Here is a 26,258-nt window from a genome sequence, read left to right as displayed (position 1 = left end):
GGCGCCACTACCGACGGTAATCGCGGCCGGCACAACCCGGCGCTGGCAGCATAGAACACCGCAACCGGGTCTGTGTGCGGCCGTCGGCATTGCTGTCTGAAAACGGCCAGCGGCGGTGCCGGCCGGCCCTTACACTGCCCCCATGCACGCTGCCGCCCTGCCCAGCCCGACCCAATGCGAACAGGCCCGACGGGCCCGTGATGCGCGTTTTGACGGCCTGTTCTACACCGCCGTGCGCACCACCGGCATCTACTGCCGCCCGGTCTGCCCGGCACCACCGGCGCAGCCGCGCAACGTTGCGTACTACCCCAGTGCGGCAGCGGCCGCGGCGGCCGGTTACCGGCCTTGCCTGCGCTGCCGGCCGGAGCTGTCCCCGGCCAATGCAGGCCGGCAGCACGACCAGACCCTGCAACGCGCCCTGGCCCTGGTCAATGACGGTTTCCTGCAGCATCAGTCCAGCGACGCGCTGGCCCGTGCCGTTGGCCTGGGGCCACGTCAGCTGCAACGCATTTTCGTCCAGCAACTCGGCGCCACTGCGCACCAACTGCACCGCAACAACCGCTTGCTGCTGGCCAAGCAGCTGCTCAGCGAAACCGGCCTGGGCATCACCGAGATTGCCGAGGCGGCCGGCTTCAACAGCCTGCGGCGTTTCAATGCCGCCTTCGCCGCGGCCTGCCACATGCCGCCATCGGCGCTGCGCCGGCAGTCCACGGCGATCAACAGCGGCCAACCGGTGCTGCGCCTGGCCTGGCGGCCGCCACTGGATTTTGCGGCCATGCTGGCCTTCCTGGACAAGCGCAGCGTGCCCGGGATCGAACTGATAGAGGCGCAGCATTACCGCCGGGTGATCGTGGTGGACGGCAAGCCCAGCATCATCGGCGTACGTGCCAGCAGCCAGCAGCACGAACTGCTGCTGGAACTGGGCGACACCGCGGCGGCGGCCATCCCCGGCGTGGTGGCACGGGTCCGGCAGATGTTCGACCTGGAGGCCGACCTGGACACGGTGCATGCCTGCCTGCAACGCGACCCCTTGCTGGCCCAAGGCATTGCCGCCCGTCCGGGGCTGCGCATCCCCGGTGGCTGGGACGGCTTCGAAGTGGCGGTGCGCGCGGTGTTGGGGCAACAGGTCAGCGTGAGCGCGGCCACCACCCTGGCCCGGCGCCTGCTGGACCAGTACGGCACCCATCTGCCGGGGATGCCGGCCGGGCTGGATCGGCGCTTTCCCGACCCGGCGCAACTGGCCAACGCCCCCCTGGAACAGATCGGCCTGCCGCGCAGCCGCGCTGCCACCCTGCGCAGCCTGGCCCGGGCCTGCCTGGACGGCCAGCTGGATTTCAGCCGGGGCCAGTCCCTGCCCGGGTTCATCGCACGCGCCACTGCCCTGCCCGGCATCGGCGCCTGGACCGCGCACTACATCGCCCTGCGCGCACTCGGCCAGCCCGATGCCTTCCCTGCCGGCGACCTGGTGCTGCAGCAGGTCATCGGCCAGGGCCAACGGCTGAGCCAGGCCCGCACCGAGCAACATTCCCAGGCCTGGCGCCCATGGCGCGCCTATGCCGTCCTGCACCTGTGGCACCTGGCCGCCACCCGGACCCGTGAACCGATATGAGCACTGCAACAAACAGCACCGTGTACTACGACCGTTTTGACAGCCCGATCGGGCCACTGACCATTGCCGCCGATGCTCACGGCCTGCGCCATGTGCTGTTTGCCGAGCATTGCCGGCCAGCTCCGGGCCAGGCGCAGTGGCTCTATGCCCCCGAGGCCGAGGCGCTGGCTGCGCCGCGTCAACAGCTGCTGGAATTCCTGCACGGCCAGCGGCGCCACTTCACGTTGCCGCTGGCACCGGTCGGCACCGCCTTCCAGTGCCAGGTATGGCAGGCACTGGCGCAGATTCCCTACGCGCAGACCTGGAGCTACCGCCAGCTGGCGGTGCATGTCGGCCGGCCCACAGCAACCCGTGCGGTGGGTGCGGCCAATGGGCGCAACCCATTGCCGATCATCCTGCCCTGCCATCGGGTGGTCGGCAGCAACGGCAGCCTGACCGGCTTTGCCGGTGGGCTGGCGGTCAAGCAGGCCCTGCTGGCGCTGGAGGCGCAGGCCCGGGATTACTGACGGCGCGCCCCCGACGCGGCCTTGTCCTTGCCCTTGTCTGCCGCAGGTTCGGCGGCAGCGGTCCCGGCCTGCGGCGCTGCCGGCGCAGCGTCGGCATCCGCGGTCCGCGCCTCATCGCCGCCCTCGGCCTCCGGTTCCGGGGTGGCTGCCGGCGGCACCAGCTCGCCGTGGCCGTTGTCGATTTCGGCCAGCGGGCTTTCATCCGGGCAGGTCGCATCGGGGAAGCCGAAGCGCTCCTTCAGGCCCTGGCCGCAACTGGTCAATGCTTCCAGATCATTGCGACCGTTCTTGCAGCGCTGGTCGAAGGAGACCAGGAAGGCATCCTTGCGGCGGACGAAATCGGCCCCGCACTTGCGCATCTGGCGGATCCGCTCCAGGTCGTCCTGCACCGCATTGGTGCCGTCCAGCCCGTACTGGCGCAACTCCTCGCTGGTGAGCAGGCGCAGGCTGCGGTTGGGCACGGTCATCATCAGGTCGGCCACACCCACGGCCACGCCGTTGCGCTGCAGGTAATCCTTGACCTTGCCGTAGACCTGCTGCAGCTCGTCATTGAGCTCGGCACGCGAGGTGGCCTTGGAGGAGATGCGCATCATGCGGTGGATGCCGACCTTGCCGGCCAGCAGGCGGTTGTCACCGGCGGCCAGCACGAACACGCATGCGCTGTGGCAGACCGAGCCCTCACGGACCCAGATGGTCCAGCCCGAGGCGCCGATCTGGTCACCCACGCGAATGGCCGCCTCGACCTGGCCGCCGCTGGAATCCAGGTCCAGCACGCGCCGGCTGATGGCCAGCGCATCGGCGACCTGGGTGATGCGCCACATCGCCTCGACGAACACGCCGGTGATCTTGCCCTGGTAGCGGACCCGCAGCAGGCCACGCTCCTGGCAGGCCGAGAGCACCTGTTCGATATCCGGGCGCGACAGCGCTTCCAGCGCCTGGCCATCACCGCCGCCGGCGTAATCCACATCACAGCTGACAAAGATGCGGTTGCCTTCCAGGTCCACATCCGGCCACTGGTCGGTCTGCGGGCGCGGCGGCAACGGCGGCGCATCGGCACTGTTGATCGAGACCATGTGTTCGCCATCGGCTGCCTGCGCACCAAGCCCGGCATCGCCGGCGGTGTCGGTGTGTTTGTCCGGCACGGTGCAACCGGCAAGCATCAACAAGGGCAGAAGGCAGCGCACAACACGGTTCATCACGATCCATCCATCACGCAAGAGCAGTAGCGCAGTCTAGGCGTTGCCATGTGACCGTGACGAACACAGACTGAACCATCGACACATGCCTGCCGCAGCCACGCTGGGTATGCTGTTTGCATGAAAGCGCATTACCTGTTGATCAGCCTGGCTGCCGGCCTGCTTGCCGCCTGCAGCAGCCTTCCTGCCACCACCGACACTGCCCCGGTAAACAGCGTGGTGCTGTTGTCCATCGATGGCCTGAACCACAGTGCCCTGGGCAAGGGCCACAGCCCGACCCTGGACCAGCTGGCCGCCGAAGGCGTGCAGGCACGCTGGATGACGCCGTCCTATCCGTCGATCACCTTCCCCAACCACTACAGCATGGTCACCGGCCTGCGCCCGGACCATCACGGCATCATCCACAACCAGATGGAGGACGCCCAGCTCGGCCGCTTCGAGCTGCATAACCTGCAGGCCCTGCGCAAGCCCGGCTGGTGGGCCGATGCGCTGCCGATCTGGCTGCAGGCCAGCCGTGCCGGTCTGCGCAGTGCCACCCTGAGCTATCCCGGTGGCGAGGTGGCCATCGATGGACAGCATGCCGACCTGTGGCATCCCTATGACGAAAGCCTGGACCCGCAGCACCGCGCCGAGCTGATGCTGCAGTGGCTGGACCGCAGTGACCGGCCCGACCTGCTGGTGGCCTATTTCGAGCATGTGGACAAGGCTGGCCATGCGTACGGGCCGAACTCACCGCAGTATGCGCAGGCCATCGGCCTGATCGACCGTGCCGTGGGCACCCTGGTGCAGGGCCTGCGTGATCGTGGCCAGCTGCAGCACACCAACCTGATCATCGTGTCCGACCATGGCATGAGCGAAGTGCCCGACGGCAACACCGTGGCGGTGGAGGACATGGTCGCGCCGGAGCTGGCCCGCGCGGTCAGTGTCGGCCAGGTGATCGGTTTTGCCCCCACCCCCGGCAACCAGGATGCCGCCCTGAAGCAGCTGGTGGGCGCCCATGCCAATTACGACTGCTGGCCGCGCGGGCAGCTGCCGGCACGCTGGCATTTCGGCCAGCACCGCCGGGTGCCGGCGATCATCTGCCAGATGCATGAAGGCTGGGACGCCAACACCCGCCAGGTACTGGCCAAGCGCCGCCCCGGCGTGCGCGGCTCGCACGGCTATGACAATGCCCTGCCCTCGATGCGCTCGCCGTTCATCGCCATCGGCCCGGATTTCCGCCGCCACGCGGTGATCGAGCCGATCAACAACGTGGACATCTACCCGCTGCTGGGCCGCCTGCTGCACATCGCACTGCCGCACAGCGACGGCAACCCCGATGCCACCGTGGAAGCAATGGCGCCCTGAACCGGCGCGGCAGGCAAAAAAAAGCGCGACGCCCAGCGTCGCGCTTTCCATGCAAGCCCCGGCGCCGTTATTCGGCTGCCGCTGACTTCTTCACCGCCGCCTTCTTGGCCACGGCCTTCTTGACCACCGCCTTCTTGGCCACCGGCGCGGCAGCCGCAGCCGCCGGCTTCACCTGGGCAGCAGCACCGGCATGGTCTGCGATCGGCAGCACATGGCGGCGGGCATTGCCGTAGCTGGAATTGAAACGCTTGCCCTTGGCAGTCTTGCGGTCACCCTTACCCATCTTTCTTCACTCCTGGAAAATAGTGGTATCCAACCGGCCTGCGCGGCAGCGCTGCAACAGCACCGGCCAGCAGCAGGTCACTGCAGACTAGCACGCCGATCAGTGGGCACACTGCGGGCCATGGACGTGGCCGCGGTTCAAGCGCAGGTTGGTCAGATGGGCCAGGCCGACCAGCACCCCGCCGCAGGCCATGGCCAGGGCATGGGCAGGCACGGACTGGTGCACCGCCGGTATCAGCAGGGCCGACCACATCAGCAGCAGCCCTGGCACCATCAGCGCCAGCGCACTCCAGCCGCGATGGCGCAGATGTCCCAGGCCCAGCGACAGGGTGACCACCACGCTGACCACGATCACCGTGATCCGCTCGACCTGGTCATCCCACCACACCCCCAGGGCAAAACTGGGCGCCAGCACCAGCACCAGCGGCAACACCGCGCAGTGGACCGCACACAGCAAGGACCACAACGCGCCGAAACGGTCGATCAAGGTGCGCAGGGCGGAATCTGTGGACATGACTTTTGGCTGGTGGAAGCTGGAATTGGAATACTATAACATTTCCATCCAGCCGGCAGACCACCGGTTTTTCTCTGCCATCCTATTGATACAAAGTAACAACAGGAACAACCATGACCTCCAGCCCCCTGCCCCGCCACCTGCTTGCCCTGAGCATCAGCAGCCTGCTCGCCCCGATGGCCCTGGCCCAGTCCACTACCTCCGGGCACGACCATGGCGACCACCTGACCGAGCTCAATGCGGTCAAGGTCACCGCCTCGCCGCTGGCCGGTGATGCCGAGTCGCTGGCACGCCCGGTCAATGTGCTGGCCGGCGAAGCACTGGATGCGGCCAAGGGGGCCACCCTGGGCGAGACCATCGGCCGCCTGCCCGGCGTGCACAGCGCCAGCTTTGGCGCCGGCGTCGGCCGGCCGATCATCCGTGGCCAGGACGGCCCGCGCGTGCAGGTGCTCAACAACGGCCTTGCCAACCTGGATGCGGCCAGCCTGAGCGCGGACCATGCCGGCAGCGTGGAGCCGTTCCTGGCCGACCAGATCGAGGTGCTCAAGGGCCCGGCTACCCTGCTGTTCGGCAGCGGCGCGATGGGCGGGGCAGTGAACCTGGCCGATGGCCGCATCGCCCGCGAGCTGCCCGAGCGCGCGCTGTCCGGCCGTGCCGAGTTGCGCGGCGGCAGTGTCAATGACGAGCGCAGCGGCATGTTCCGCCTGGACGGGGTGGCCAACGGCAACTGGGTAGTGCATGTCGATGGCCTGGTGCGCAACACCAGCGATGTGCGTATCCCCGGCCCGGCCCAACGGGCTGAAGCCGGCCACGACGACCATGACGACCATGACGACCACGATACGCATGCCGATCATGACCACGCGCAAGCGTTCAACGGCCGGCTCGGCAACAGCGCCCTGTCCACCCGCGCCGGCGGCGTCGGTGCCACCTGGTTCGGCGACAGCGGCTATGCCGGCCTGGCCCTGAGCACCTACCGCAGCGATTACGGCATCCCGCCCGGTGCCCATGTGCATGGCGAGGAAGGTCATGACCATGGCCACGATGCCCATGATGACCACGACCACCACGATGAGCACGAGCCCCGCGTGCGCGTGGACATGGTCAGCAACCGTGCCGAATTGCGGGCCGGCCTGACCGATCCGGTGGGCTGGCTCAAGGGGGTGCACCTGCGCACGGCCTGGACCGATTACGAACACCACGAGCTGGAAGACGGCCAGGCCGTCACCCGCTTTGCCAACCAGGGCATCGAAACCCGGCTGGAAGCCGTGCAGCAGACCATCAACGGCTGGGACGGCGCCTTCGGCCTGCAGGCCAGCAATACCCGTTTCCGCGCCGACGGGGCCGAAGCCTTCGTCCCCGGCACCGATACCCGCAGCGCCGGGCTGTTCGTGCTGCAGGAGAAGCGCTTTGGCCAGTTGAAGCTGGAACTGGGCGCGCGCTATGACCACAGCAAGCTGCGTCCGCACGATGCGCAACCGGCGCGTGATTTCGATGCGTTCAGCGCCTCGCTGGGTGGCATCTGGACGGTGAGCCCGCAGCTTGACCTGCGTTTTGGCCTGGACCATACCGAGCGCGCACCGGCCCATGAAGAGCTGTATGCGGCCGGCGAGCACATTGCCACCGGCAGCATCGAGATCGGCAACAACCAGCTGGGCAGCGAACGCGGCCAGCGGGTGGAACTGGGCCTGCACGCGCACAGCGACCGGGTCGAGTTCAGCGCCGCGCTCTACCACACCCGTTTTGCCGACTACATCTACCTGGCCCAGACCGGGCTGGCCTCCCACGGCACCCCGGTGCGGGCGTGGACCCAGAACGATGCCACCTTCAGCGGTGCCGAAGCCGAGGCCACCTTCCACCTGGCCCACGGCCACAGCGGCGACTGGGACCTGCGCCTGTTCGGCGACATCGTCAACGCCAAGCTGGACGGGCATGGTGTGCGCGAGGTGGACCTGGATGTGCCGCATGGCGATCACGCCCACCAGCATCATGCCGAGCTGGCCAACAGCGGCTACCTGCCGCGCATTGCCCCGGCCCGTGTGGGGGCGGACCTGCGCTGGAACCTGGGCAACTGGCGGGCAAGTGTGGGTGCCACCCACCACAGCCGTCAGGACAAGGTGGCCGCCAACGAGGAGGCGACCGCCGGCTACACCCTGGTCAACGCCCAACTGGCCTGGCGCAAGGACGGCAGCGACGGCAAGGCCTGGGAGGTGTTTGTCGATGGCCGCAACCTGACCGACCGCCTGGCCCGCGAGCACACCTCGCAGCTGCGCGACTACAGCGTACTGCCCGGCCGCGGCGTGGCCTTCGGCATCCGCGCCTGGTTCTGAGCCGCGCGGCGTAAAACCTGACCAACCATCAAGGGGCCTGCGGGCCCCTTGATCACTTCCGGTTGCCACGTGCAGCTGAATCCCTGAAAACAACGGGCAGATGCCACGCATCGTGCCGTTGTAAGCGGACACTTTTGTCCGCAAACTGTGCGCCATGACTTCCCAGCGCTCCGATGCCGCCGCCCGCCGTGCCAGCCTGCTCGATGCGGCCGACGCGGTGTTCACTGCCCACGGCATCACCGCGCCGCTGGAGCTGATCATCGAACACGCCGGGGTTGGCCGGGCCACCCTGTACCGCAACTTCCCTGACCGCGCCGCGCTGATCCAGGCGCTGCTGCTGCGCACGGTCGATCGCATCGAACAGCACACCGCCGAGCTGGGCGAACGTGACGACGCCCTGTTCGAGCTGCTTGATGCGATGGCCGCGCGCATCGTGCATTCGCCGGCCCTGGCCGATTACTGGCGCGCCGTGGACCCGGATGAGCCGGCCATCGCCGCTGCACGCAAACGCATCCTGGCGGCAATGACCCCGGCCCTGCAGCGTGCCGTTGCCGCCGGCCTGTGCCGGGCCGACCTGCAACCGGCAGACATCAGCCTGTATGCCAGCATGCTTGGCGCGGCCCTGCGCGGGCGCAACGCCGCCCAGCGGCGCCAGCTCGCCGCCCGCGCCCTGCAACTGCTGATGCCCGGCCTGCGCGGGCCCGGCCACGGACATGGCTGAGCTGCTCAAACCCCTGCCGGACTGGGAAGAACACGAAAAGCCCGCCCTGCCCGGCACCGCCTCCTATCCCTGGCATCCACTGCGCCGGCGCCTGGCCTATGCGGCCATTGCGGTGCTGGTGGCATTGACCGGCGGCCTGGGCAATGCCCTGGTCAGCGTCAACCTGGCCCAGATCCAGGCCCAGCTCGGGCTGGATCCGGCCCAGGGCAACTGGCTGCTGGCGGCCTGGCTGATGTCCAATATCTCGGCCAACCTGCTGCTGTTCAAGGCCCGCCAGCAATTCGGCCTGCGTCTTTTCACCGAGGTCGGGCTGGGCCTGTATGCGCTGCTGGCCATCGCCCACCTGTGCAGCGGCAGCCTGCTGACCACCGTGCTGCTGCGCATCGCCAGCGGCTTTGCCGGTGCGGCCTGTACCGCGCTGGGCACCATCTACATGCTGCAGGCCTTCCCGCGCCGGCATGTGGGGCGGGCGCTGATCATCGGTGCCGGCCTGCCGCAGCTGGCCGTGCCGCTGGCCTGGATGCTTTCCCCGGCCCTGCTGGAGCTGGGCAACTGGCACCAGCTGTACCTGTTCGAGGCCGGCCTGGCCCTGTGTGCGTTTGCCGCGGTAAGCCTGCTCAAGCTGCCGCCGGGCATCCAGACCCGGGTCTTCGCGCGTGCCGACCTGCTCACCTTTGCCCTGCTTGCCCCGGCCCTGGCCCTGCTGGTGGCCGTGCTCAGCCAGGGCCAGCTGCGCTGGTGGTTCGATACGCCCTGGCTGGGCTGGGCCCTGGCGGCGGCCTGGCTGCTGGGCCTGCTCGGGCTGGCGCTGGAGCACCACCGCCACAGCCCCCTGCTGCAGGTGCGCTGGCTGCTGAGCCCGCTGATGCTGCGCTTCATCGCCGGCGCCTTCATCATCCGCCTGCTCACCAACGAGCAGAGCTTTGGCATGGTCAGCCTGCTGCGTCTGCTGGGCATGGGCCCGGAGCAGATGGCCCCGCTGTTTGCCGTGATCGCCCTGGGCATGGTCTGCGGCATCGCGCTCAGCGCCCTGACCTTCGGCCCACGCGCCCTGCCCTGGCAGCTGGCCGGCTCGATCCTGCTGTTTGCCGTGGCCGCCGGCCTGGACATGCAGCGCAGCAGCGTGGTGGTACCGATGGACCTGGCCTGGAGCCAGTTCCTCGCCGCCGTGGCCACCGGCATCTTTTTCGGCCCGCTGATGCTGATCGGCTTCCGCCTGACCCTGGCCCGCGGCACAGACCATGTGGTGTCCTTCATCGTGGTGCTGTCGCTGACCCAGACCTTCGGCGGCCTGGCCGGCTCGGCCCTGCTGGGCAGCTGGCAGGTCCACCGCGAACATGTGCACTCGGCCGCATTGAGCGCCCAGCACACCCCCGCCAACGCGGCCCGCCGCCAACAACTGGCGCAGTACCTGCCCGCCTTTTCGCGCACCCAGACCGACCCGGCACGGGTGCAGGCCCTGGCCGCCGCCCAGCTCGCCCAGGCCACCCGCATCCAGGCCAATGTGCGCGCCTTCAACGATGTGTTCGCCCTGAGCGGGCTGATCGCAGTACTCACCCTGGGCGGCGGCCTGCTGCTGCCCTGGCTGCAGTCCCTGCACCAGCGCCGCCAGGCCCCACCTGCCCTGCATTGATCTCCGGAGCCTTGCCATGACCTCCCCCACCCCGGCAGCGCCTGCCGCACCGCCCAAATACCTGCTGCCGAGCCGGCGCAGCGTCCTGCTCATGGGCCTGACCGGCCTGGCTGGCCTGGCGCTGATCCTCTACGCCTGGCAGCTGGGCCCGTTTGCCAGCGCCATCAAGCAGACCGACGATGCCCATGTGCGTGGCCAGGTCACCGTGCTCTCGGCCAAGGTTGCCGGCCACATCACCGAGGTGCTGGTGGATGACTTTGCCCAGGTAGAAGCCGGCCAGCCGCTGCTGCGCATCGACCCGCGCCCGTTTGAACAGAAATTGGCACAAGCGCGCGCCGAGCTGGCCCAGGCCCGGGCCGGGCTGGCCGCCTCGCAGCAGACCCTGGCCGAGGATGCCGCGCGCATCGACGAGGCCAGCGCCGCCCTTGCCGTGCAGCGCAGCGAGCGCGAACAGGCCCAGCGCGAACTGGTGCGCTACCGCGCCCTGGGCAGCCAGCAGCTGGTTGCCCGCAACGATGTGGAGCGGCTGGACAGCAGCGCCCACAATGCCGATGCCCGGGTGGCCCAGGCCCAGGCGCAGATCCGCATTGCCCAGCAGAGCCAGGCCGGCACCCGCACCGGCCAGCAAGGCCTGGCCGCGCGTGTGGCCACCGCCGAGGCCGCCGTGGCCATGGCCGAGCTGGACCTGGAGCAGACCCTGGTGCGTGCACCGCGCGCCGGCCAGCTGTCTGAAACGGGGGTGCATGTGGGCCAATACGTGGCCAGCGGCAGCCAGCTGCTGTATCTGGTGCCCGACCAGGTCTGGGTGGTGGCCAACTTCAAGGAAACCCAGGCCGGGGCCATGGCCCCCGGGCAGCCGGCCGAGCTGGCCGTGGATGCATTTGGCGGGCAGGTCCTGCGCGGCCATGTGCAGTCACTGGCCCCGGCCACCGGCTCCGAATTTGCCCTGCTCAAGCCGGACAACGCCAGCGGCAACTTCACCAAGGTGGTGCAGCGCCTGCCGGTGCGCATCAGCATCGATCCCGGCCAGCCGCTGGCCAGCCGCCTGCGCCCGGGCATGTCGGTGGCCGCGCGGGTGGATACATCCGCCCCCGCCGCCGGCTTGCAGGCCAGCGCCCGCTGATCCGGCAGAAAAAAACGCTCGCTTGCCCGGAGCAGGCCGTTGTGTGGCGGCTACATCGGCAGGGTCATGTCTCCCTGCCTGGCGGCTCATCAGCGGGCAAGGCCACTTGGCCCGGCTGGCGTCATCACCACATTCCCGTAAACCAGCCGCCTCCCTGCGCACGCACGGCAGCGAGGAGCCTTCGCATCCCCCATCCAATTGAGGCAGGCCTGATCCTGTCATCGGCCAGGGCTTGGACGCCTGCCATGCAGGCGACGTGGCAGGCAGCAACGGCCTATGCTGTTCCGGTTTCACCCGGTGTGCGGCCTCGGCCGCGCCAGCTTCCTCTTTACACGGAGTTCCACCATGTCCCTTTCGATGTACAGCGCCTCGGTCCCGGTTCTCAAGCAGATGCTCACCGCCCTGTCCGAGGTGCTGGCCAAGGCCGAGGCACACGCCAGCGAGAAGAAGATCGACCCGAATGCACTGCTCGGTGCACGCCTGTTTCCGGACATGTTCCCGCTGCTGCGCCAGGTACAGATCGCGGCGGATTTCGCCAAGGGCATCAGCTCGCGCCTGAGCAATACCGAGGTGCCGTCCTGGCCGGACAACCCGCAAGCCGGCTTCGCCGAGCTGCAGGAACTGCTCGCCAAGGCACTGGCCCACGTGGACAGCTTCAGCGCCGAACAATTTGAGGGCAGCGAATCGCGCGAAATCGTGCTGCGCCCCGGCACGCTGAAGGAAAAGAAGCTGCCGGGCAACGTCTACCTGCTGCAGTACGGCCTGCCGCAGTTCTTCTTCCACGTGACCACCAGCTACGCCATCCTGCGCCACAACGGCGTGGAAATCGGCAAACGCGATTACATGGGCAGCTACTGAGCCCATCGGCGACGCCCGGTTGTTGGATAAAAGCCTCCGTCAGCACCGCTGGCGGAGGCTTTTTGCATTTTGGAGCGCTGGCGCGCACTGCCCCGCCGCAACGCGGGCGCTGAGCCCTCGACACTCACTATGGAAGCCAACCTGACCCTGAGGTTTCCCCGCGTTTCTGCCATTGATATCAACAACTTGTGATCATCACAGCAGAAACAGACGCGCGCATGACGCAGCCTTGGAGGTGACTAAACCAAAAAAGGACTGACGATCATGCGCGCCAGCCAAGTATTGCAGAAGTGTCTGCGCAACTCACTACCCGGCATGCACGCGCTGCGGCGGCGGGCGCTGCTGCAAGCCGTTGAGGCATTGATCCAGGGCCGCCGATTGACCCTGAGTGACATTGCGCGATCCTGGCCTGGCGCCCTGCGCGTGCGAGCTCCGCTCAAGGCCTTTGACCGCCTGCTCGGCAACCGGCACCTGCATGGTGAACGCCATGGCATCGAGCAGGACATGGCCCGCTGGCTGCTGCGTGGGCCACAACCGGTCATCCTTATCGACTGGTCGGATTTGAAGCCCGACAAGAGCTGGTGCCTGCTGCGTGCGGCCATACCCGTCGGTGGCCGTACATTGACCCTGCTGGACATGGTTTTCCCCGGCCGTGAGCAAGGTTCACCGGGCGCTGAGAAACGCTTTTTACAGCAGCTGCACAAGCTTGTGCCGGCGCAGGCAACGCCGATCCTGGTCACCGATGCCGGCTTCCGTAGCCCTTGGTTCCGGGCTGTTTCAGCGCTGGGTTGGCATTGGGTGGGGCGATTGCGTGGCACCACCTTCATCAAGCCACAGACTGTTCCCGATCACCCACAGCAATGGGCCGACAGCAGGCACCTGCATGCGATGGCCACTGCAACGCCGCACGAGTTGCCATTGATGCTGATCAACCGCAGCGCCCCACTTGCCTGCCGGTTGGTGGTCTATGCCAAAGCACGAAAAGGCAGGGAAAAAGCCAACCGGCGTACGCCAAGCAAGGTGTCGCGTTCCTCGTCGAGCCTGAAAGCCGCCGCCCGCGAGCGTGAGCCGTGGTTGATCGTGGCCTCGCCGGAACTGAGCAATGCCAGCCCCCGGCAATTGGTGAAACTCTATGCCCGCCGGATGCAGATCGAACTGGCGTTTCGTGACCTGAAATCACACCGCTATGGCCAAGCATTGGAAGACAGCCTGACCCGCCAAGGTGGTCGGCTGCAGATCCTGCTACTGGTCAGCACCCTGGCCAGCTTCGTCAGCTGGCTTGCCGGCATGGCCTGCGAAGCAACGGATATCGCCCACTGGTTGTGGCCGGTCAAAAGCACCCGAAAGCTGTATTCCACCCTGCGTATCGGCCGCGAAGCATTGGCCAGAGGCTGGCCACTGGGACCAGCATCGCGCTGCCTTGAACATCTCAGATCACCGCCACAGGCCGTCTTGGAGCAGATGTCTCTACGCCCGTCAAAACGTGGGGAAACCTAAGAACCTGACCCCGTTGTTCGACTGATGCGGCGGCATGTTGCACGTCGTTGCTGGAAGGAGCGCGTTGAGAGTCGCCCTCACTGATCAGGTGCTGCCACCACTTCCTGTCTGGTAGGTCGTTGGTTTGTTCGCGGTTGTACGGGCTTCCTGGCACAGGGTCCGGGATGCTCTTGAAATCCCTGATGTTGTTCAAGGGTTTGAGCGCACCCTCATATCCCCTGTTCTCGAACGTGATCGGAGTATCGAAATCTTCCCTGGGCTGCAAGGTAATGCGTGCATGTATCCCTGCGTGTCTCAGCCCACCCCAGGTGAAGTCGATGCAACTATTGGTAGCGCCATTGTATTGAAGATTGAAGTATTGCTGATTCCTTTCCAATCCTTTTTCACCATAGTCCTTGAGCGCGTTGTATTGCGCCTCATCGATTTCCATGGTTCGCGAGTAGGCAGGGGCCTTGTAGACTTCAAATTCATTGCGAACAACATGGCCAGGCCCGGTCATGCCACTTTCGATTGGGGAAAATCCGTAGCCGCGCTCGTTTTGCCCATCGTTGATACTATAGTACACATGCCCTACCCGGGAACTACCGATGGCATTGCCTTCCCTGTCAAGCAATGGCGTTCCCGCTGCGGCAACATAAACTGTTAGCGTATATATTTTTTGTGTCGATCCGGATTCGGATTGTGGAGTGGTCATGACAGAATTTCTTTTTTGTGTCATTGCAGGCAGGACAAGAGATTGCTACTCAATACCACGCTGGTAGTAGTGTGACACCAACAATTCATAGTGCAAGACAGGAAGTTCGCGTTTCAGATCGATCAGGATTGGATGCGACTCCAGACTTTCAACTTCCAGTCGGTAACGGCCCGGGGTAGGCGGGATGATCCGGGCGAACCCATGAATGTAGTAGGCCCTGTCCAAATCGTAGTGTCCGAAATCAACCAATGGGCGGTTGTCCGTACTTGCGGCACTGTGATGGGTAAACGTCGCATCTGGGTGAAGATGCCATGAGGCGCGTTTGGCCGGCACATCCCAGTGCATGTCGCTGAGCACGATGGGCTTGGGTTCTCCTTCATCAATTCGCCAGAGCTTCAGTCTCACCGGCATGGGGGCTTCATGCAGGTAGTCCATGACTTTTTGAGAGTTACGGAACTTTTCTTCGGTTCCGCCCGCTGCATTGACCGCTCGGAATCCGATGAATACCGGGCGCAGGATGCCGTTGTCGCGCGCATCCGGAAGTTCGAAGATCACGGAGTGCTTGCTCCCCCCCTGATCTATGGCGAATGGTTCGACGACGGGGAAGTTCCCGGAGCGAAGCGATGGTTCCGGAGGGGAAATCCGGCTGTTTTCCCCGCATGCGGTCATGAGAAGTATTCCTGTGAGCGTAACGAGAGTGGTCAGGAACGTCCGGACATAGCTGACCACATGGCGTCGCGTGCGCATTTTTCGGTTGTTTTTACTATCAGCGATCTGGATCGGGAGCATGGGGGACTCCATGTTGGTCGTGATGCGGCATCTGCGTGTACCCTTCCGGCGTTGGGCTTGCCTTGAAAAAGTGGGCACCAGCTGACCAGGCGCATGCACGCAAAAACCGAACGGGCGATTGGTGATTAAGTGCCGATTTTAGGAATTGGTGGCTATAGAATCCATATTGCTGCGCAAGAAAGAACGCAGTCTGTGATCAGTGTTGAAGAATGGCGGTTTCAGAAGGGCGAATTCAACTCGGCGAAGCAACACCCTCAACGGTGAAACGGCCCTGACGACTTGTAATGGGCAACCACACCGCCAAGTGGAGTTGTCATGACATCAGCCCGCCTGAACCCCAAGGTCAGGTTCACTTCTCTTGCTCCCGGCCCCCTCAACGTCGATGCAACACTTGCCGATGACCAGTTCTCGCTGGCGGAAGCGTTACCGCGCACGATTGTGGAAAAACAAAGGCCGCACAATGTGCGGCCTTTGCAGTAACCACCCGATATCAGGGCTCAACCAGCGCAGTTGGCACACAACCCGTGCACTTCCAGGGTCTGGGCCTGGGGCTTGAAGCCCAGCGCGCGGGCGCGGGCTTCGAGCTGGCTGACGATCTCGCTGTCTTCCAGCTCCACCGCGTTGTGGCAGCTGTTGCAGATCAGAAACGGTACCGAGTGCTGGTGGCTGGACGGGTGGTGGCAGGCCACGAACGAGTTGACCGAGGCCAGCTTGTGCACGAAGCCGTTGGCCATCAGAAAATCCAGCGCACGGTACACGGTGGGCGGGGCATCGGCGCCCACGCCCTTGCCGGCGCGTACCCATTCCAGCAGCTCGTACGCCTTGACCGGCTTGCCGGCCTCGGCAATCAGACGCAGCACATTGGCCCGGATCGGGGTCAGGCGCAGGCCGCGCTCATGACAGACCCGCTCCACCACCCTCAAGAAGGCGGCAGCATCGTCCACATGGTGATGCGGGGCGGTGCAGGTATGCGGGTCGGTCATGAAGGCTCCTTGCTGGCTCAGGCAGCCGGCACCATGGCGATGGCGGCGTTGATGCGGGCAATGGCCTGCTCGCGGCCGGCCAGGTAGACGGTGTGGGAGATGTCCGGGCTGACCTGGGTGCCGGTAATGGCCACGCGCAGCGGCTGGGCCACCTTGCCCATGCCGATTTCCAGCGCGGCAGCGGCGTCGTGCAGGGCCACGCCCACGGCTTCAGCGCTCCATTGCGGGGCTGCAGCGAGCAGCTCGGCCGCCTTGGCCAGTGCCACATCGGCGCCCGGTTTGAAGTGCTTGGCCACGGCCGCCTCGTCGTAGGTGGTCAGCGGGGTGTACCAGACCACGGCCTTCTCGGCCATTTCCTTCAGCGTCTGCACGCGCTCGCGCAGGGCAATCACCACGTCCAGCGGGGCCGGGCCGCCGGCCAAGTCCAGGCCCAGCTTTTCCAGCTGGTAGACCAGGTGCGGGACGATCGATGCCGGCTCGTCGGACTTCAGGTAATGGGCGTTGACCCAGCCCAGCTTGGCCATGTCCAGGCGCGAGGCCTTGGAGTTGCAGTTGGTCACATCGAACAGGTCGATCAGCTCGGCGCGGCTGAAGATTTCCTGGTCACCGTGCGACCAGCCCAGGCGGGCCAGGTAGTTGAGCAGGGCGTGCGGCAGGTAGCCGGCGTCCTTGTACTGCATGACATCGGCCGCGCCGGTGCGCTTGGACAGCTTGGCCCCCTGCTCGTCCAGGATCATCGGCATGTGGCCGAAGGCCGGCACTTCCACCCCCAGCGCCTTGTAGATGTTGATCTGGCGCGGGGTGTTGTTGATGTGGTCATCGCCACGGATGACCTGGTTGATGCGCATGTCCATGTCATCGACCACAACGGCGAAGTTGTAGGTCGGGAAACCGTCCGGGCGGAAGATCACCATGTCGTCCAGCTCGCTGTTGGCGATCTCGATGCGGCCCTTGATCAGGTCATCGAACACCACCGTGCCATCGAGCGGGTTCTTGAAACGGATGACCCGGTTCGGGTCATCTTTCTTGGGCAGGTTGAGCTCGCGCGCGGCGCCGTTGTAGCGGGGCTTTTCCTGCTTGGCCATGGCGGCCTCGCGCATCGCGTCCAGCTCCTCGCGGGTCTCGTAGGCGTAGTAGGCCTTGCCCTCGGCAAGCAGCTGCTCGGCCACTTCCAGGTAGCGCGCCACGCGCGCGGTCTGGTAGATCGGGCCTTCGTCGTAGTTCAGGTCCAGCCAGTCCATCGCCTCCAGGATCGCGTCGATCGCGCCCTGGGTGCTGCGTTCACGGTCGGTATCCTCGATGCGCAGCACGAACTCGCCAGCGTTGTGGCGGGCCTGCAGCCAGCAATACAGCGCAGTGCGCGCACCACCGATGTGCAGATAGCCGGTGGGACTGGGGGCGAAACGGGTACGGACGGTCATGTGAATGGGTCTGGGAAACAGGTATGCGCCGATTTTACCCCGCCCGGCGCGCGGTTGCCTGACCTGTTGCCCTGCCCGGCCGCCGCTGCCCACCGGCCGCACCAACGACAAGGGCCGGCATTGCCGGCCCTTGAGACTGATCCACACACGCGCCGGTCAGGGAGCCGGCTGCGGCTCCGGCTTGCGCGGCATTTTCTCTTCACGCATGGCGGCGTGATAGGCAAAGCTGGCCATCACCGCCGCAGCCTGTTTCAGGTCCTCGGCCTCGATGTGGTCCCAGGTGTCCAGGTGGGTGTGGTGGACGTTGGAGAAGTAGTCCAGACGGTCCTGGATGAACTGGAAGCCCGGCAGGCCGACGCGGTCAAAGGCGATGTGGTCGGTGGAGCCGGTGTTGCGGGTGACCACGGTGGTGGCGCCGACATCGTTGAACGGCTTCAGCCAGGCCTCGAAGATCGGCATCGCGGCCAGGTTTTCCTGGGCGTAGATGCCACGGAAGCGGCCCGAGCCGTTGTCCATGTTGAAGTAGGCCGAGAAACGGTCGTAGTCACGCAGCTTCTGCAACGGGCCGGTCGGCTCGCGCAGCGAGGCCGGCAGGGCCAGCTGGGCCGGGTCGGTCGGCTCCGGGAAACGGGCAAAGTTGCGTGCCACGTAATCCTGCGAGCCGATCAGGCCCTGCTCCTCGCCACTCCACAAGGCCACGCGGATGGTGCGCTTGGGCTTGGCCCCGATCGCCTTGAGGATGCGCATGGCTTCCATCGCCACGGCCACGCCGGCGCCGTTGTCGGCCGCACCGGTACCGGTGTGCCAGGAGTCCATATGGGCGCCGATCATCACGATCTCGCCGGCCTTGGCACCGTTGCCGGGGATTTCGGCCAGGGTGTTGTAGCCGGGCTGGTCGCCCTCGTCGGTGAAGCGGGCATCCACGCGGATGCGCAGCTTGACCGTCTCGCCGCCTTCCAGCGCGCGCACCAGCGGGTTGAAGTGCTCGGTGATCATGGTCAGTTCGGGGATGCCGGCCGATTCACCGGCCTTGCGCGAACCACCACCGGCCACACGGATGATGCCGTTGTCCCAGCTGGACAACGAAATGGCTGCCAGCGCGCCTTCGGCGGCGAAGAATTCGTTGGTCTTGGCCACCAGCTCCTGGCGCTCGTGGTACTCGCGCAGGCGCTTGGCGCGGTCGGCCGCTGCCGTGGCCGGGATGGTGAACTGCTGCAGGCCTTCCAGCGAGGTGGCGTCGTGGCGATGGCTGTCGGCCTCGGTGCCGCGCTTGTAGGCGCGCGAGTCGCCCAGCAGCAACACCTTGCCGGCCAGCTTGCCCTTGTACTTGTCCAGGTCGGCCAGCTTCTTGATTTCCACCCGCACCAGCTCGCCTTCGACGATGCCGTCGGTGCCCGGGGTCCAGGCCTTGGGCAGGGCGTGCAACGGCAGCTCGCGGTCGCCGATCATGGTCACGCTGGCATGGGTGAACTCCCAGCCACGGCCGAAGGCCGGGAAGGCGTCGTCGTGCACATTGCGCAGGCCCCACTGGTTGAACTGGCCACGTGCCCAGGCATTGGCGGCGGCCATCTGCGGCGAGTTGGTCAGACGCGGGCCGATGTTCTCGGTCAGGTGGGTGAGGTGTTCCATCACCTTGGAGTTGTGGAAGGCTTCGGCACGGATGCGGGTGACCACATCCAGATCCACCGGTTCAACCGCCTGCGCAGCGGCAAAGGAAACGGGCAGCGGGGCAGCCACGGTGATGGCCAGGGCCAGCAGGCAACGTTTGAACACGTGCACGACTCCAACAGGACAGGAAAGATGACAGCTTAATGAACTGCCCCCAGGCCCGGAACGGGCCACAGGTCATGGCCCGGTGTCCGTTCTGGCTCAGCCGGACAGCTGGGCCTGGGCCAGGGCCGGCCGGCACTGGGCGGGCCAGTCCCGGTCGTTGGCCACCTGGGCCCGGGCGCGGCTGCCATCCAGCGCCGCAATGTCCAGCTCGGCCAGGGCCCAGACCTGCCCGCCCTGGGTCTGGGCGACCACGCCGTCATCAGGGAAACCCACATCCATCGGCGCAAACACCGCCGCCTCGCCGGTGTTCACATCCAGCGCCGGGCTCCAGGCGGCCAGCCCGGCAGTGACCGACTGCGCCACGAACAGGCGGTTTTCCAATGCCCGGGCCAGGCAGCCGACCCGCACCCGGGTGGCACCGGCCGCGGTATCGGTGCAGCTGGGCACCACCAGCAGGCGGGCACCGGCCTCGTACTGGGCCCGCACCGGCAGCGGGAACTCGCTGTCATAGCAAATCGCCACGCCCACCCGCAGGCCGTCGATGTCGAACACCTTCAGCGTGTCGCCCGCATCAATCACCCCGGTCTTTTTCTCGAAACCGGTCAGCTGCAGCTTGTCCTGCCACAGGGCCCGGCCATCGGGGGTGAACCAGTCGCAGCGGTTGCGGTAGCGCCCGGGCACGTGCTCGAGCAGGAAGCTGCCGGCGGCGATGTGCATGTCCAGCCCGGCGGCCAGGCCGGTGAACAGTTCCAGCCATGCCTGGCGATAGCGCTGGATCCCGGCCAGCGAGGCCGGCAGGTCGGCAAACACCGGCGCGCCGAGGCTGGCGGCCAGCTCCAGTGACAGGTATTCGGGCAGCACCGCAATGCGCGCGCCCGCCTCGCGCGCCTGGCCCAGCAGCTGGGTCAGGCGCTCGGCGAAGGCGGTAAAGTCGGCCGGGGCCTGGATCGGGTATTTGGCGACGGCAATCTTCATGGCTTACTCGCGTTGCGGCGCGCCGGGCTCCAGCGCGCGGGTCCAGAAGGTCAGATCGTGGCGCAGGTTGCCCTGCCCCAGCTCCTCCCACTGCAGTTGCAGGGTCATCCCGGGCTGGCGCACATAGCCGCGCTTGGCCCAGAACAGGTCGTTGTCACGGTGGCCGGGCGGGCGGCGCGGGTCATCGGCGCGGCGGTCCACCGCACAGAAGGCGGTCATCGCAAAGCCCCCAAGCGTGCGTGCATGGGCCTGCCGCGCATCGAAGAAGGCGTGGCCCACGCCCTGCCCGCGCCAGGCCGGCAGCAGCACCGATTCGCCGAAATAAAACACGCCTGCCGGGTCGATCCCGGCGGCGGCGAACGGGGCGGCAAACGCCGGGCCGTCATCAAGCAGCGGCAAGCCGGTGGAAGCGCCGACCACCTCGCCGGCCGGCGTGCGCGCCAGCACGAACACACTGCCGGGCGAGGCCGCGTAGGCGGCCAGGTAGTCGCGCTCGTAGCCGGCATCACCGACATACAGGTAAGGCCACTGGGCAAACACGGCCATGCGCAGGGCGGCCACGGCGTCCAGCTGCGGCAGCACCTGCGGCCCGCGCAGTACATCGATGGTCAGGGCGGTGGTGGTCATGCCCGGCATTATTCCACCACCGCCCCACTTTCAACGCTGGCGGCAGGCGTACAGCCGGCAGCCATCGGCCGACAACCACCAGCACCAACCGGCGTGCTGCCGCCGCCAATGCCGGCCCTGCTGCTGCCAGCCCGCACCGGCATCAGCAGCCCGTGGCTGCCAGGGCCGGGCCAGCTGCAGGCACAGGCGCTGCGCACACCACAGCCGTGGCCAGCGCCGCCACCCGGCCAGGGCCATGCTCGCCGGCAGCTGCCGGCGCAGGCGCTGCCACAAGCGCCCGGCAGGGACCAGCAACTCACTCATGGCTGCGCCCCAGCTGGCGCCAGTCCAGCCGCCGGGTCAGGCCCATCACCGCCGCCAGCACCGCGAACAGCAGCAGGGAACCCAGCAGCAGGGCGTTCTGCTCGCTGACCAGCAGCCCGTACAAGGCGGCGTACAACGCGGTGAGCATGGCCGCAAAGCCCAGTGCGCGCGGCCAGCTGCGCAGCACCCCGGACAGGTACCAGGCCTGCAGGGCGATACAGGCGCCACTGGCAACCAGATAGGCCAGCACGAACGGCAGCTGCTCGGACAGGCTCAGCAGCAGCAGGAAGAACATCACCAGGGCCAGGCCGACCAGCAGGTACTGCAGCGGGTGCAGGTTCAGGCCCTTGACCAGGTCATAGATGCCGAAGCCGACAAAGGTCAGCACGATGAACAGCACCCCGTACTTGGCCGCGCGCAGGGCTTGGGCATACACATCTACCGGGTCAACCAGGCTCACCTGGACCTGCTCGGCATGCACGCCATGCCCCTGGGCAATGGCCTGCTGCAATTGCTCCTGGGCCTTGGAAGCCAGCGAGGACACCGCCCAGCTGGCGCGAAAACCCGCATCGCCCACCTCGCGCTGGGCCGGCGCGAAGGCACCGCCGAAGGACGGGTGCGGCCAGCTGGAAGCCAGCTGCACACTGTTGTCATCAGCCACCGGCACCAACGCCAGCGAGCGGGTACCGTCCAGATCCAGGGCCAGACGCAGGGCCGAGGCCGGCAACTGCCCGCTGTCATCCAGGGCCAGCGGCACGTGCACGCCACCACCCAGGGCCTCCAGACCCAGGCTGCCGGCCTGCAGCTGTGCACTGTGGCCGTCAATCTGCAGCTTCGGCGTGCCCACCACCCCACGCACATCGGAGATGCCCATCACCAGATAGGGCTTGCCGTACACGCGCCCGGGCACACCTTCCGGCTGCATTGGTGCAAAGCGTGCGGCCAGCGTGCCGCGCCAGGCATATACCGGCACCTGGAACATGCCGACCCGACGCTGCTCGGGCAGCATCTGGCCATCCACCTGCAGCTGCACGGGCATCTGCACCTGCTGCCCGTGCACCACCCGCACCCGCTCACCGTCGGCGCCCTGCACCCGCTGCTGCTCGGTCCACGGGATCACCCGCAGCGGGCCTACCAGCACCTGCTCGCCAGCACGGCTGGCCGCCACCTTGGCCACCGCCTGGTCGCGGTACTGCGTCCGTTCGGCCACCAGCGAGCGCACCAGCATCAGGGCCAGCATCAACACCAACACCACCACCCCGGCCACCGCGATGCGGCCGAACAAACGCAAGCTATCCATCATTGCCACCCATCCATTGCGAGGAGTGGCCAGTCTTGGCGGCGCCGGTGTCGGCAGCAGGAAGTGAATTTGAAGTGGGTGTGAAGTGGCGCTCAGCGCCGCGGCAACCACAGGCGGGCGCAGGCACCGCCACCGGGCAGGTTGTCCAGGGTGATGCGGCCACCGTGCAGGCGCGCCACCTCGGCCACCAGGTTCAGGCCCAGCCCGGAACTGCGCTGGCCATTGCGCGGCCGTGCGGTGGAGTAAAAACGCTCGAAAATGCGGCCCTGCGCGTAATCAGGCACGCCCGGCCCGTCATCGTGCACCTGCAGGCACCAGCCGCCATCGGCCGGGACAAGCTGCACCTGCAGCGGGCCGGCAGCGGCAAAATCCAGGGCGTTGTCGACCAGGTTGGTCACCGCCTGGCGCAGGAAAAAGGCATCGCCCTCCACCACCGCGCCGGCCGGCAGCCGGCAATCAATGAGCAGCCCACGCTGGCTGGCCCGTGCCTGGCTGTCAGCCACCACGCTGCCCACCAACCCGGCCAGGTCCAGCGGCGCACGCTCGGGCAGCACCTGCTGCTGCTCCAGCGTGGCCAGGGCCAGCAGGCGGTCGATCATCTGCGCCAGGCGTGCGCCCTGCTCGCCGATGCTGGCGGCAAAACGGGCGCGGTCTGCCTCGGGCATGGGCGCGGCCAGCAGTTCGGCGCTGGCATTGATCGCGGCCAGCGGGCTTTTCATCTCGTGGGTCAGGGTCTGCACGTACTGCTCGACATAGGCCTTGCCGTCCAGCTGCTCGCGCATGGTGGCCAGGGCCCGGCCGAGCTGGCCGAGCTCGTCGCGGCTGGCCTCGGGCTGGATCACCGTCGCCCCGCGGGTAATGGCCTCGGCATAGCGGCGCAGGCGCCCCACCCGCCAGGCCAGCCAGGCCGAGAAACCACCGCCGATCAGGATGCACAGCGCGGCCAGCCACAGGCCCTTGCGCACCACCTGCTCACCGGCGGCATGGATGTAGGGGTCAAAGCTGGCATTGGGCTGGATCACCGTCAGCACACCGAGCAGGCGGCCGTCACCATCGCGTACCGGGGCAGCCACATGCATGGCGCTGGGGCCGTCCGGATCGGCCGGGTCCACCGGGCTGGAGCGCACCCCGTAATGCCCGCGTAGGGTCAGCAGCACATCGTTCCAGCGCCCATGGTCCTGGCCCAGGTGCCGGCTGCTGGAGTCATACACCACGATCCCGCGGGCATCGGCAATGCGCACCTCCAGCTCGATCGCGCGCTTGGGAAAACGCCAGATCGCCGCCTGCGGATCGCGCCGTACCGCCCGCGCCACCGCGTCGGCAAACGCGCCCTGGCCGATGTTGCCGGCGGCCATGTCAGCGGCAGCCAGCTCGGCCAGCAGGTTGGCCGTGTTGACCAGGTTGGCCTCCATCGCCTGACGCACCCCGGGCTTGACCTCGGCCACCAGCACCTGGGCCACGAACACCCCGGCCAGCAGCGCCACCAGGGCAAAGGCCAGCATCACCTTCAGGGCCAGACGGCGCATCGCCTAGACCTCCAATGCATAGCCCAGGCCACGGTGGGTGCGGATCAGCTGCTCCCCGGCCCCGGCACCGCGCAGCTTGCCGCGCAGGGTCTTGATATGGGTGTCCACGGTGCGGTCGGCGCTGTCGCTGGCCGCATCCCAGATCCGGTCCATCAGCTGGGCCCGGCTCAGGATCGCGCCCGGACGCTGGGCCAGCGCTTCCAGCAGCAGGTACTCGTAGCGGGTCAGTTCCAGCAGCAGGCCGGCATGGCGCACGCGCCGGGCCTGGCGGTCGATCTCCAGCCCGCCCAGCGCCTGCCACTGCCCCGCAGCCGGCGCATCGGCAGCGCCCAGCGCCGGCCGCCGCAGCCGTGCCCGTACCCGGGCCACCAGCTCGCGCGGCGAAAAGGGTTTGCCCAGGTAGTCATCGCCGCCCAGTTCCAGCCCCAGCACGCGGTCGATCTCCTCGTTGCGCGCGGTCAAGAACACCACCGGCACCTGGCTGCTCTGGCGCAGCTGCCGGCACACCTCCAGCCCGCTGATGTCCGGCAGGCCCACATCCAGCACCACCAGATCCACCGCCCCGGCCTGCAGCCGGGCCAGGGCCTGGCTGCCCAGGGCCACGTGCTCGACCTGCCAGCCTTCGGCCTGCAGCGCATACACCACGGCCGCGGCAATGGCCGCCTCGTCTTCCACCAGCAGGATCTGGATACCGGCATTCATCGTCCCAGCATAGCTGGCACCGGCGCCTGCCCGTACACTTGCGCCCATGAATTATCGCCACGCCTTCCATGCCGGCAACCATGCCGATGTCCTCAAGCACGTCACCGTGCTTGCCCTGCTTGACCAGATGCAGCGCAAGGACAGCCCGTTCTTCGTCCTCGACACCCACGGTGGCGCCGGCCGCTACCTGCTGCACAGCGAGGAAAGCCGCAAGACCGGCGAAGCCAGCGAGGGCGTACTCAAGCTGATGGACGCCCCGCGCCTGCCCGAAGCGGTGGAGCGCTACCTCAAGGCGGTACAGGCCGACAACGAACCGGGCACCCTGGTCACCTACCCCGGCTCGCCGCTGCTGGCCAGCCGCTACCTGCGCGAGCACGACCGCATGGGCGTGTGCGAGGTACAGGCCGAGGAACTGCAGACCCTCAAATCCCTGTTTGCCGGCGACAGCCGCATCCAGGTGCGTGGTGGTGACGGCTATGCCGGCATGCGCGCCTTCCTGCCGCCCAAGGCCGAGGGCAAGAAGATCGGCCGCGGCGTGGTCCTGATCGACCCGCCCTACGAGGACCAGCAGGCCGAATACCCGCGCATCGTCGAGGCCGTGGCCGATGGCCTGGCCCGCTGGCCGCAGGGCATGTTCGTGATCTGGTACCCGATCAAGCAGCGCCGCACCCTGCAGCCGTTCTTCCGCGCCTGCCTGAAACTGCCGGTGCGTTCGGCCCTGATCGCCGAATTGATGGTGCACCCGGATGACTCTCCGCTGCGTCTGAATGGCAGCGGCATGCTCCTGCTCAATGCCCCCTACCAGTTCGACCAGGTGCTGGCCCCGGCCCTGGCCTCGCTGCGCGCCCATCTGGCCAACGCCGGCGGCAGCCACAAACTGGACTGGCTCAAGGCCCCGGTCTGAGGCCGCCCCCCGGCAGGCGATGGATTGTGCATATTCACAATCCATCGGGGTTGGCAGTGCCAGAATCCGCCCAATCCCCCTGGAGCTGTCCGGACGATGGCAACCCGCAACCGCATGCCGCCATGGCATGAACATTTCAAGGCACCCAGTGGCCGCGAGCTGCTGATCCGCCCCATCCGGCCGGAGGATGCCGCACCACTGCAGGGCGCCTTCTCGCTGTTCGGCCCCGAAGAAGTGCGTGACCGCTTCCTGCAGGCGGTCAACGAACTGTCCGACCAGACCGCCGAGCGTCTGACCCATCCCAACCCGAAGACCGAGATCTGCCTGGTGGCCGCCGAACCGGAAGCCCCGGGCGAAGCGGTGGTCGGCGCGATTGCCCGGGCCAGCATCATTCCCGGCACCCGCGAGGCCGAATACGCCATCCTGGTCAGCCGCTTCCTGGCCGGTCAGGGCCTGGGGCGCCAGCTGATGCGCAAGCTGGTCAAATGGGCGCGCGGCAAGTACCTGGACCGCCTCTACGGCTACGTGGCCGAGGACAACGTGCCGATGCTGCAGCTGGCCGCCTCGCTGGGTTTCGTGCGCGTGGACACCCCCCCCGGCACCGCCAGCGGGCTGGTGCGCATGGTGCTGGAACTGGATGCCTGA

The 26,258-nt window shown here is 67.1% G+C and carries 26 protein-coding genes; 12 read left to right on the top strand and 14 right to left on the bottom strand.

The window, feature by feature from the left end; translation table 11 throughout:
- The first annotated feature begins 142 nt into the window (after window positions 1-142).
- On the top strand, window positions 143-1,609 hold the full coding sequence (locus ABB30_RS07550) for a DNA-3-methyladenine glycosylase 2 family protein (RefSeq protein ID WP_057637697.1): 1,467 nt from the start codon (window positions 143-145) through the stop codon (window positions 1,607-1,609).
- Window positions 1,606-2,115 carry a methylated-DNA--[protein]-cysteine S-methyltransferase gene (locus ABB30_RS07545; protein ID WP_057637696.1) on the top strand — a complete coding sequence of 170 codons (510 nt, stop codon included), beginning with the start codon at window positions 1,606-1,608 and terminating at the stop codon, window positions 2,113-2,115. Before ABB30_RS07550 ends, ABB30_RS07545 begins: the two co-directional genes overlap by 4 nt.
- Here the strand turns inward: ABB30_RS07545 and ABB30_RS07540 are convergent.
- Window positions 2,109-3,314 carry a COG3904 family protein gene (locus ABB30_RS07540; protein ID WP_425477383.1) on the bottom strand — a complete coding sequence of 402 codons (1,206 nt, stop codon included), beginning with the start codon at window positions 3,312-3,314 and terminating at the stop codon, window positions 2,109-2,111. The two genes, ABB30_RS07545 and ABB30_RS07540, sit on opposite strands and share 7 nt — an antisense overlap.
- A 117-nt stretch (window positions 3,315-3,431) precedes the next feature.
- Between ABB30_RS07540 and ABB30_RS07535 the strand changes: the two genes are divergently transcribed.
- Window positions 3,432-4,658, top strand: coding sequence for an alkaline phosphatase family protein (locus ABB30_RS07535; RefSeq protein ID WP_057637694.1), 1,227 nt, complete (start codon window positions 3,432-3,434; stop codon window positions 4,656-4,658).
- 67 nt (window positions 4,659-4,725) lie between these two features.
- On the opposite strand, the gene ABB30_RS07530 is transcribed toward ABB30_RS07535, so the two are convergent.
- Both ABB30_RS07530 and ABB30_RS07525 read right to left on the bottom strand, forming a co-directional pair.
- Window positions 4,726-4,941, bottom strand: coding sequence for a 30S ribosomal protein THX (locus tag ABB30_RS07530; protein WP_057637693.1), 216 nt, complete (start codon window positions 4,939-4,941; stop codon window positions 4,726-4,728).
- 99 nt (window positions 4,942-5,040) lie between these two features.
- Window positions 5,041-5,454, bottom strand: coding sequence for a MerC domain-containing protein (locus ABB30_RS07525; protein ID WP_057637692.1), 414 nt, complete (start codon window positions 5,452-5,454; stop codon window positions 5,041-5,043).
- A 113-nt stretch (window positions 5,455-5,567) separates the two neighbouring features.
- Here ABB30_RS07525 and ABB30_RS07520 point away from each other — a divergent pair, with 113 nt between their 5' ends.
- The 6 genes from ABB30_RS07520 (at window position 5,568) to ABB30_RS07495 (ending at window position 13,616) form a co-directional block, all read left to right on the top strand.
- Window positions 5,568-7,784, top strand: coding sequence for a TonB-dependent receptor (locus ABB30_RS07520; protein ID WP_057637691.1), 2,217 nt, complete (start codon window positions 5,568-5,570; stop codon window positions 7,782-7,784).
- A 154-nt stretch (window positions 7,785-7,938) separates the two neighbouring features.
- Entirely contained in the window at window positions 7,939-8,505 is a 567-nt protein-coding gene (locus ABB30_RS07515; RefSeq protein ID WP_057637690.1) for a TetR/AcrR family transcriptional regulator, read from the top strand.
- Window positions 8,498-10,138 (top strand): MFS transporter, encoded by a 1,641-nt coding sequence (locus tag ABB30_RS07510; protein ID WP_152980627.1) that lies wholly within the window; start codon window positions 8,498-8,500, stop codon window positions 10,136-10,138. The genes ABB30_RS07515 and ABB30_RS07510 overlap by 8 nt, the downstream gene beginning before the upstream one ends.
- A 16-nt stretch (window positions 10,139-10,154) precedes the next feature.
- Window positions 10,155-11,261 carry an HlyD family secretion protein gene (locus ABB30_RS07505; protein ID WP_057637689.1) on the top strand — a complete coding sequence of 369 codons (1,107 nt, stop codon included), beginning with the start codon at window positions 10,155-10,157 and terminating at the stop codon, window positions 11,259-11,261.
- Window positions 11,262-11,606: 345 nt separating this feature from the next.
- Window positions 11,607-12,119 (top strand): DUF1993 domain-containing protein, encoded by a 513-nt coding sequence (locus tag ABB30_RS07500; RefSeq protein ID WP_057637688.1) that lies wholly within the window; start codon window positions 11,607-11,609, stop codon window positions 12,117-12,119.
- 264 nt (window positions 12,120-12,383) lie between these two features.
- The gene (locus ABB30_RS07495) at window positions 12,384-13,616 is read left to right on the top strand and encodes an IS4 family transposase (protein WP_057637687.1); all 1,233 of its coding nucleotides are present in this window, start codon (window positions 12,384-12,386) and stop codon (window positions 13,614-13,616) included.
- Here the strand turns inward: ABB30_RS07495 and ABB30_RS16180 are convergent.
- Together ABB30_RS16180 and ABB30_RS07490 are read right to left on the bottom strand one after the other, a co-directional pair.
- Complete coding sequence (locus ABB30_RS16180; protein WP_152980626.1) at window positions 13,549-14,310, bottom strand: hypothetical protein; 762 nt, start codon at window positions 14,308-14,310, stop codon at window positions 13,549-13,551. The two genes, ABB30_RS07495 and ABB30_RS16180, sit on opposite strands and share 68 nt — an antisense overlap.
- A 45-nt stretch (window positions 14,311-14,355) precedes the next feature.
- Window positions 14,356-15,099 (bottom strand): hypothetical protein, encoded by a 744-nt coding sequence (locus ABB30_RS07490; protein WP_152980625.1) that lies wholly within the window; start codon window positions 15,097-15,099, stop codon window positions 14,356-14,358.
- Window positions 15,100-15,414: 315 nt separating this feature from the next.
- Between ABB30_RS07490 and ABB30_RS16495 the strand changes: the two genes are divergently transcribed.
- A complete protein-coding gene (locus ABB30_RS16495; protein ID WP_161808845.1) occupies window positions 15,415-15,579 on the top strand; it encodes a hypothetical protein in 165 nt (54 codons plus the stop codon).
- A 17-nt stretch (window positions 15,580-15,596) separates the two neighbouring features.
- Here ABB30_RS16495 and ABB30_RS07485 read toward each other — a convergent pair whose 3' ends face one another.
- The 9 genes from ABB30_RS07485 to creB all read right to left on the bottom strand — a co-directional run bounded on the left by ABB30_RS07485 (window position 15,597) and on the right by creB (window position 24,709).
- Window positions 15,597-16,082 carry a Fur family transcriptional regulator gene (locus ABB30_RS07485; protein ID WP_057637685.1) on the bottom strand — a complete coding sequence of 162 codons (486 nt, stop codon included), beginning with the start codon at window positions 16,080-16,082 and terminating at the stop codon, window positions 15,597-15,599.
- A gap of 17 nt (window positions 16,083-16,099) precedes the next feature.
- Complete coding sequence (gene gltX / locus ABB30_RS07480; RefSeq protein WP_057637684.1) at window positions 16,100-17,503, bottom strand: glutamate--tRNA ligase; 1,404 nt, start codon at window positions 17,501-17,503, stop codon at window positions 16,100-16,102.
- A gap of 156 nt (window positions 17,504-17,659) precedes the next feature.
- On the bottom strand, window positions 17,660-19,240 hold the full coding sequence (locus ABB30_RS07475) for a M20/M25/M40 family metallo-hydrolase (protein WP_245626456.1): 1,581 nt from the start codon (window positions 19,238-19,240) through the stop codon (window positions 17,660-17,662).
- A gap of 132 nt (window positions 19,241-19,372) precedes the next feature.
- A complete protein-coding gene (locus ABB30_RS07470) occupies window positions 19,373-20,251 on the bottom strand; it encodes a carbon-nitrogen hydrolase family protein (protein ID WP_057637683.1) in 879 nt (292 codons plus the stop codon).
- Window positions 20,252-20,254: 3 nt separating this feature from the next.
- Complete coding sequence (locus tag ABB30_RS07465; protein WP_057637682.1) at window positions 20,255-20,887, bottom strand: GNAT family acetyltransferase; 633 nt, start codon at window positions 20,885-20,887, stop codon at window positions 20,255-20,257.
- Window positions 20,888-20,908: 21 nt separating this feature from the next.
- Window positions 20,909-21,181, bottom strand: a complete 273-nt coding sequence (locus ABB30_RS07460; RefSeq protein WP_057637681.1) for a hypothetical protein — start codon at window positions 21,179-21,181, stop codon at window positions 20,909-20,911.
- Entirely contained in the window at window positions 21,174-22,481 is a 1,308-nt protein-coding gene (creD, locus tag ABB30_RS07455) for a cell envelope integrity protein CreD (RefSeq protein ID WP_057637781.1), read from the bottom strand. Before creD ends, ABB30_RS07460 begins: the two co-directional genes overlap by 8 nt.
- A gap of 92 nt (window positions 22,482-22,573) precedes the next feature.
- On the bottom strand, window positions 22,574-24,007 hold the full coding sequence (gene creC, locus ABB30_RS07450) for a two-component system sensor histidine kinase CreC (RefSeq protein ID WP_057637680.1): 1,434 nt from the start codon (window positions 24,005-24,007) through the stop codon (window positions 22,574-22,576).
- Between the two features lie 3 nt (window positions 24,008-24,010).
- Entirely contained in the window at window positions 24,011-24,709 is a 699-nt protein-coding gene (gene creB / locus ABB30_RS07445) for a two-component system response regulator CreB (RefSeq protein WP_057637679.1), read from the bottom strand.
- A gap of 46 nt (window positions 24,710-24,755) precedes the next feature.
- Here creB and ABB30_RS07440 point away from each other — a divergent pair, with 46 nt between their 5' ends.
- Entirely contained in the window at window positions 24,756-25,613 is an 858-nt protein-coding gene (locus ABB30_RS07440; RefSeq protein WP_057637678.1) for a 23S rRNA (adenine(2030)-N(6))-methyltransferase RlmJ, read from the top strand.
- A 96-nt stretch (window positions 25,614-25,709) separates the two neighbouring features.
- Window positions 25,710-26,258: a GNAT family N-acetyltransferase gene (locus ABB30_RS07435; RefSeq protein ID WP_057637677.1), complete on the top strand. Its 549-nt coding sequence runs from the start codon at window positions 25,710-25,712 to the stop codon at window positions 26,256-26,258.

It is taken from the genome of Stenotrophomonas ginsengisoli, from assembly GCF_001431485.1.
Classification (GTDB): Bacteria; Pseudomonadota; Gammaproteobacteria; order Xanthomonadales; family Xanthomonadaceae; genus Stenotrophomonas; species Stenotrophomonas ginsengisoli.
Note: the sequence above shows the minus strand (reverse complement) of the source record. Positions and strands in the feature narration are given on the sequence as shown.

Coding starts and splice junctions, on each gene's coding strand:
- ABB30_RS07485 (WP_057637685.1), bottom strand. CDS start 16,082: ATGACCGACCCGCATACCTGCACCGCCCCGCATCACCATGTGGACGAT.
- creB (WP_057637679.1), bottom strand. CDS start 24,709: ATGAATGCCGGTATCCAGATCCTGCTGGTGGAAGACGAGGCGGCCATT.
- ABB30_RS07440 (WP_057637678.1), top strand. CDS start 24,756: ATGAATTATCGCCACGCCTTCCATGCCGGCAACCATGCCGATGTCCTC.
- ABB30_RS07525 (WP_057637692.1), bottom strand. CDS start 5,454: ATGTCCACAGATTCCGCCCTGCGCACCTTGATCGACCGTTTCGGCGCG.
- ABB30_RS07490 (WP_152980625.1), bottom strand. CDS start 15,099: ATGCTCCCGATCCAGATCGCTGATAGTAAAAACAACCGAAAAATGCGC.
- ABB30_RS07495 (WP_057637687.1), top strand. CDS start 12,384: ATGCGCGCCAGCCAAGTATTGCAGAAGTGTCTGCGCAACTCACTACCC.
- ABB30_RS07435 (WP_057637677.1), top strand. CDS start 25,710: ATGGCAACCCGCAACCGCATGCCGCCATGGCATGAACATTTCAAGGCA.
- creC (WP_057637680.1), bottom strand. CDS start 24,007: ATGCGCCGTCTGGCCCTGAAGGTGATGCTGGCCTTTGCCCTGGTGGCG.
- ABB30_RS16495 (WP_161808845.1), top strand. CDS start 15,415: ATGACATCAGCCCGCCTGAACCCCAAGGTCAGGTTCACTTCTCTTGCT.
- ABB30_RS07510 (WP_152980627.1), top strand. CDS start 8,498: ATGGCTGAGCTGCTCAAACCCCTGCCGGACTGGGAAGAACACGAAAAG.
- ABB30_RS07470 (WP_057637683.1), bottom strand. CDS start 20,251: ATGAAGATTGCCGTCGCCAAATACCCGATCCAGGCCCCGGCCGACTTT.
- creD (WP_057637781.1), bottom strand. CDS start 22,481: ATGGATAGCTTGCGTTTGTTCGGCCGCATCGCGGTGGCCGGGGTGGTG.
- ABB30_RS16180 (WP_152980626.1), bottom strand. CDS start 14,310: ATGACCACTCCACAATCCGAATCCGGATCGACACAAAAAATATATACG.
- ABB30_RS07550 (WP_057637697.1), top strand. CDS start 143: ATGCACGCTGCCGCCCTGCCCAGCCCGACCCAATGCGAACAGGCCCGA.
- ABB30_RS07460 (WP_057637681.1), bottom strand. CDS start 21,181: ATGAGTGAGTTGCTGGTCCCTGCCGGGCGCTTGTGGCAGCGCCTGCGC.
- ABB30_RS07520 (WP_057637691.1), top strand. CDS start 5,568: ATGACCTCCAGCCCCCTGCCCCGCCACCTGCTTGCCCTGAGCATCAGC.
- ABB30_RS07530 (WP_057637693.1), bottom strand. CDS start 4,941: ATGGGTAAGGGTGACCGCAAGACTGCCAAGGGCAAGCGTTTCAATTCC.
- ABB30_RS07505 (WP_057637689.1), top strand. CDS start 10,155: ATGACCTCCCCCACCCCGGCAGCGCCTGCCGCACCGCCCAAATACCTG.
- ABB30_RS07545 (WP_057637696.1), top strand. CDS start 1,606: ATGAGCACTGCAACAAACAGCACCGTGTACTACGACCGTTTTGACAGC.
- ABB30_RS07515 (WP_057637690.1), top strand. CDS start 7,939: ATGACTTCCCAGCGCTCCGATGCCGCCGCCCGCCGTGCCAGCCTGCTC.
- ABB30_RS07535 (WP_057637694.1), top strand. CDS start 3,432: ATGAAAGCGCATTACCTGTTGATCAGCCTGGCTGCCGGCCTGCTTGCC.
- ABB30_RS07465 (WP_057637682.1), bottom strand. CDS start 20,887: ATGCCGGGCATGACCACCACCGCCCTGACCATCGATGTACTGCGCGGG.
- ABB30_RS07500 (WP_057637688.1), top strand. CDS start 11,607: ATGTCCCTTTCGATGTACAGCGCCTCGGTCCCGGTTCTCAAGCAGATG.
- gltX (WP_057637684.1), bottom strand. CDS start 17,503: ATGACCGTCCGTACCCGTTTCGCCCCCAGTCCCACCGGCTATCTGCAC.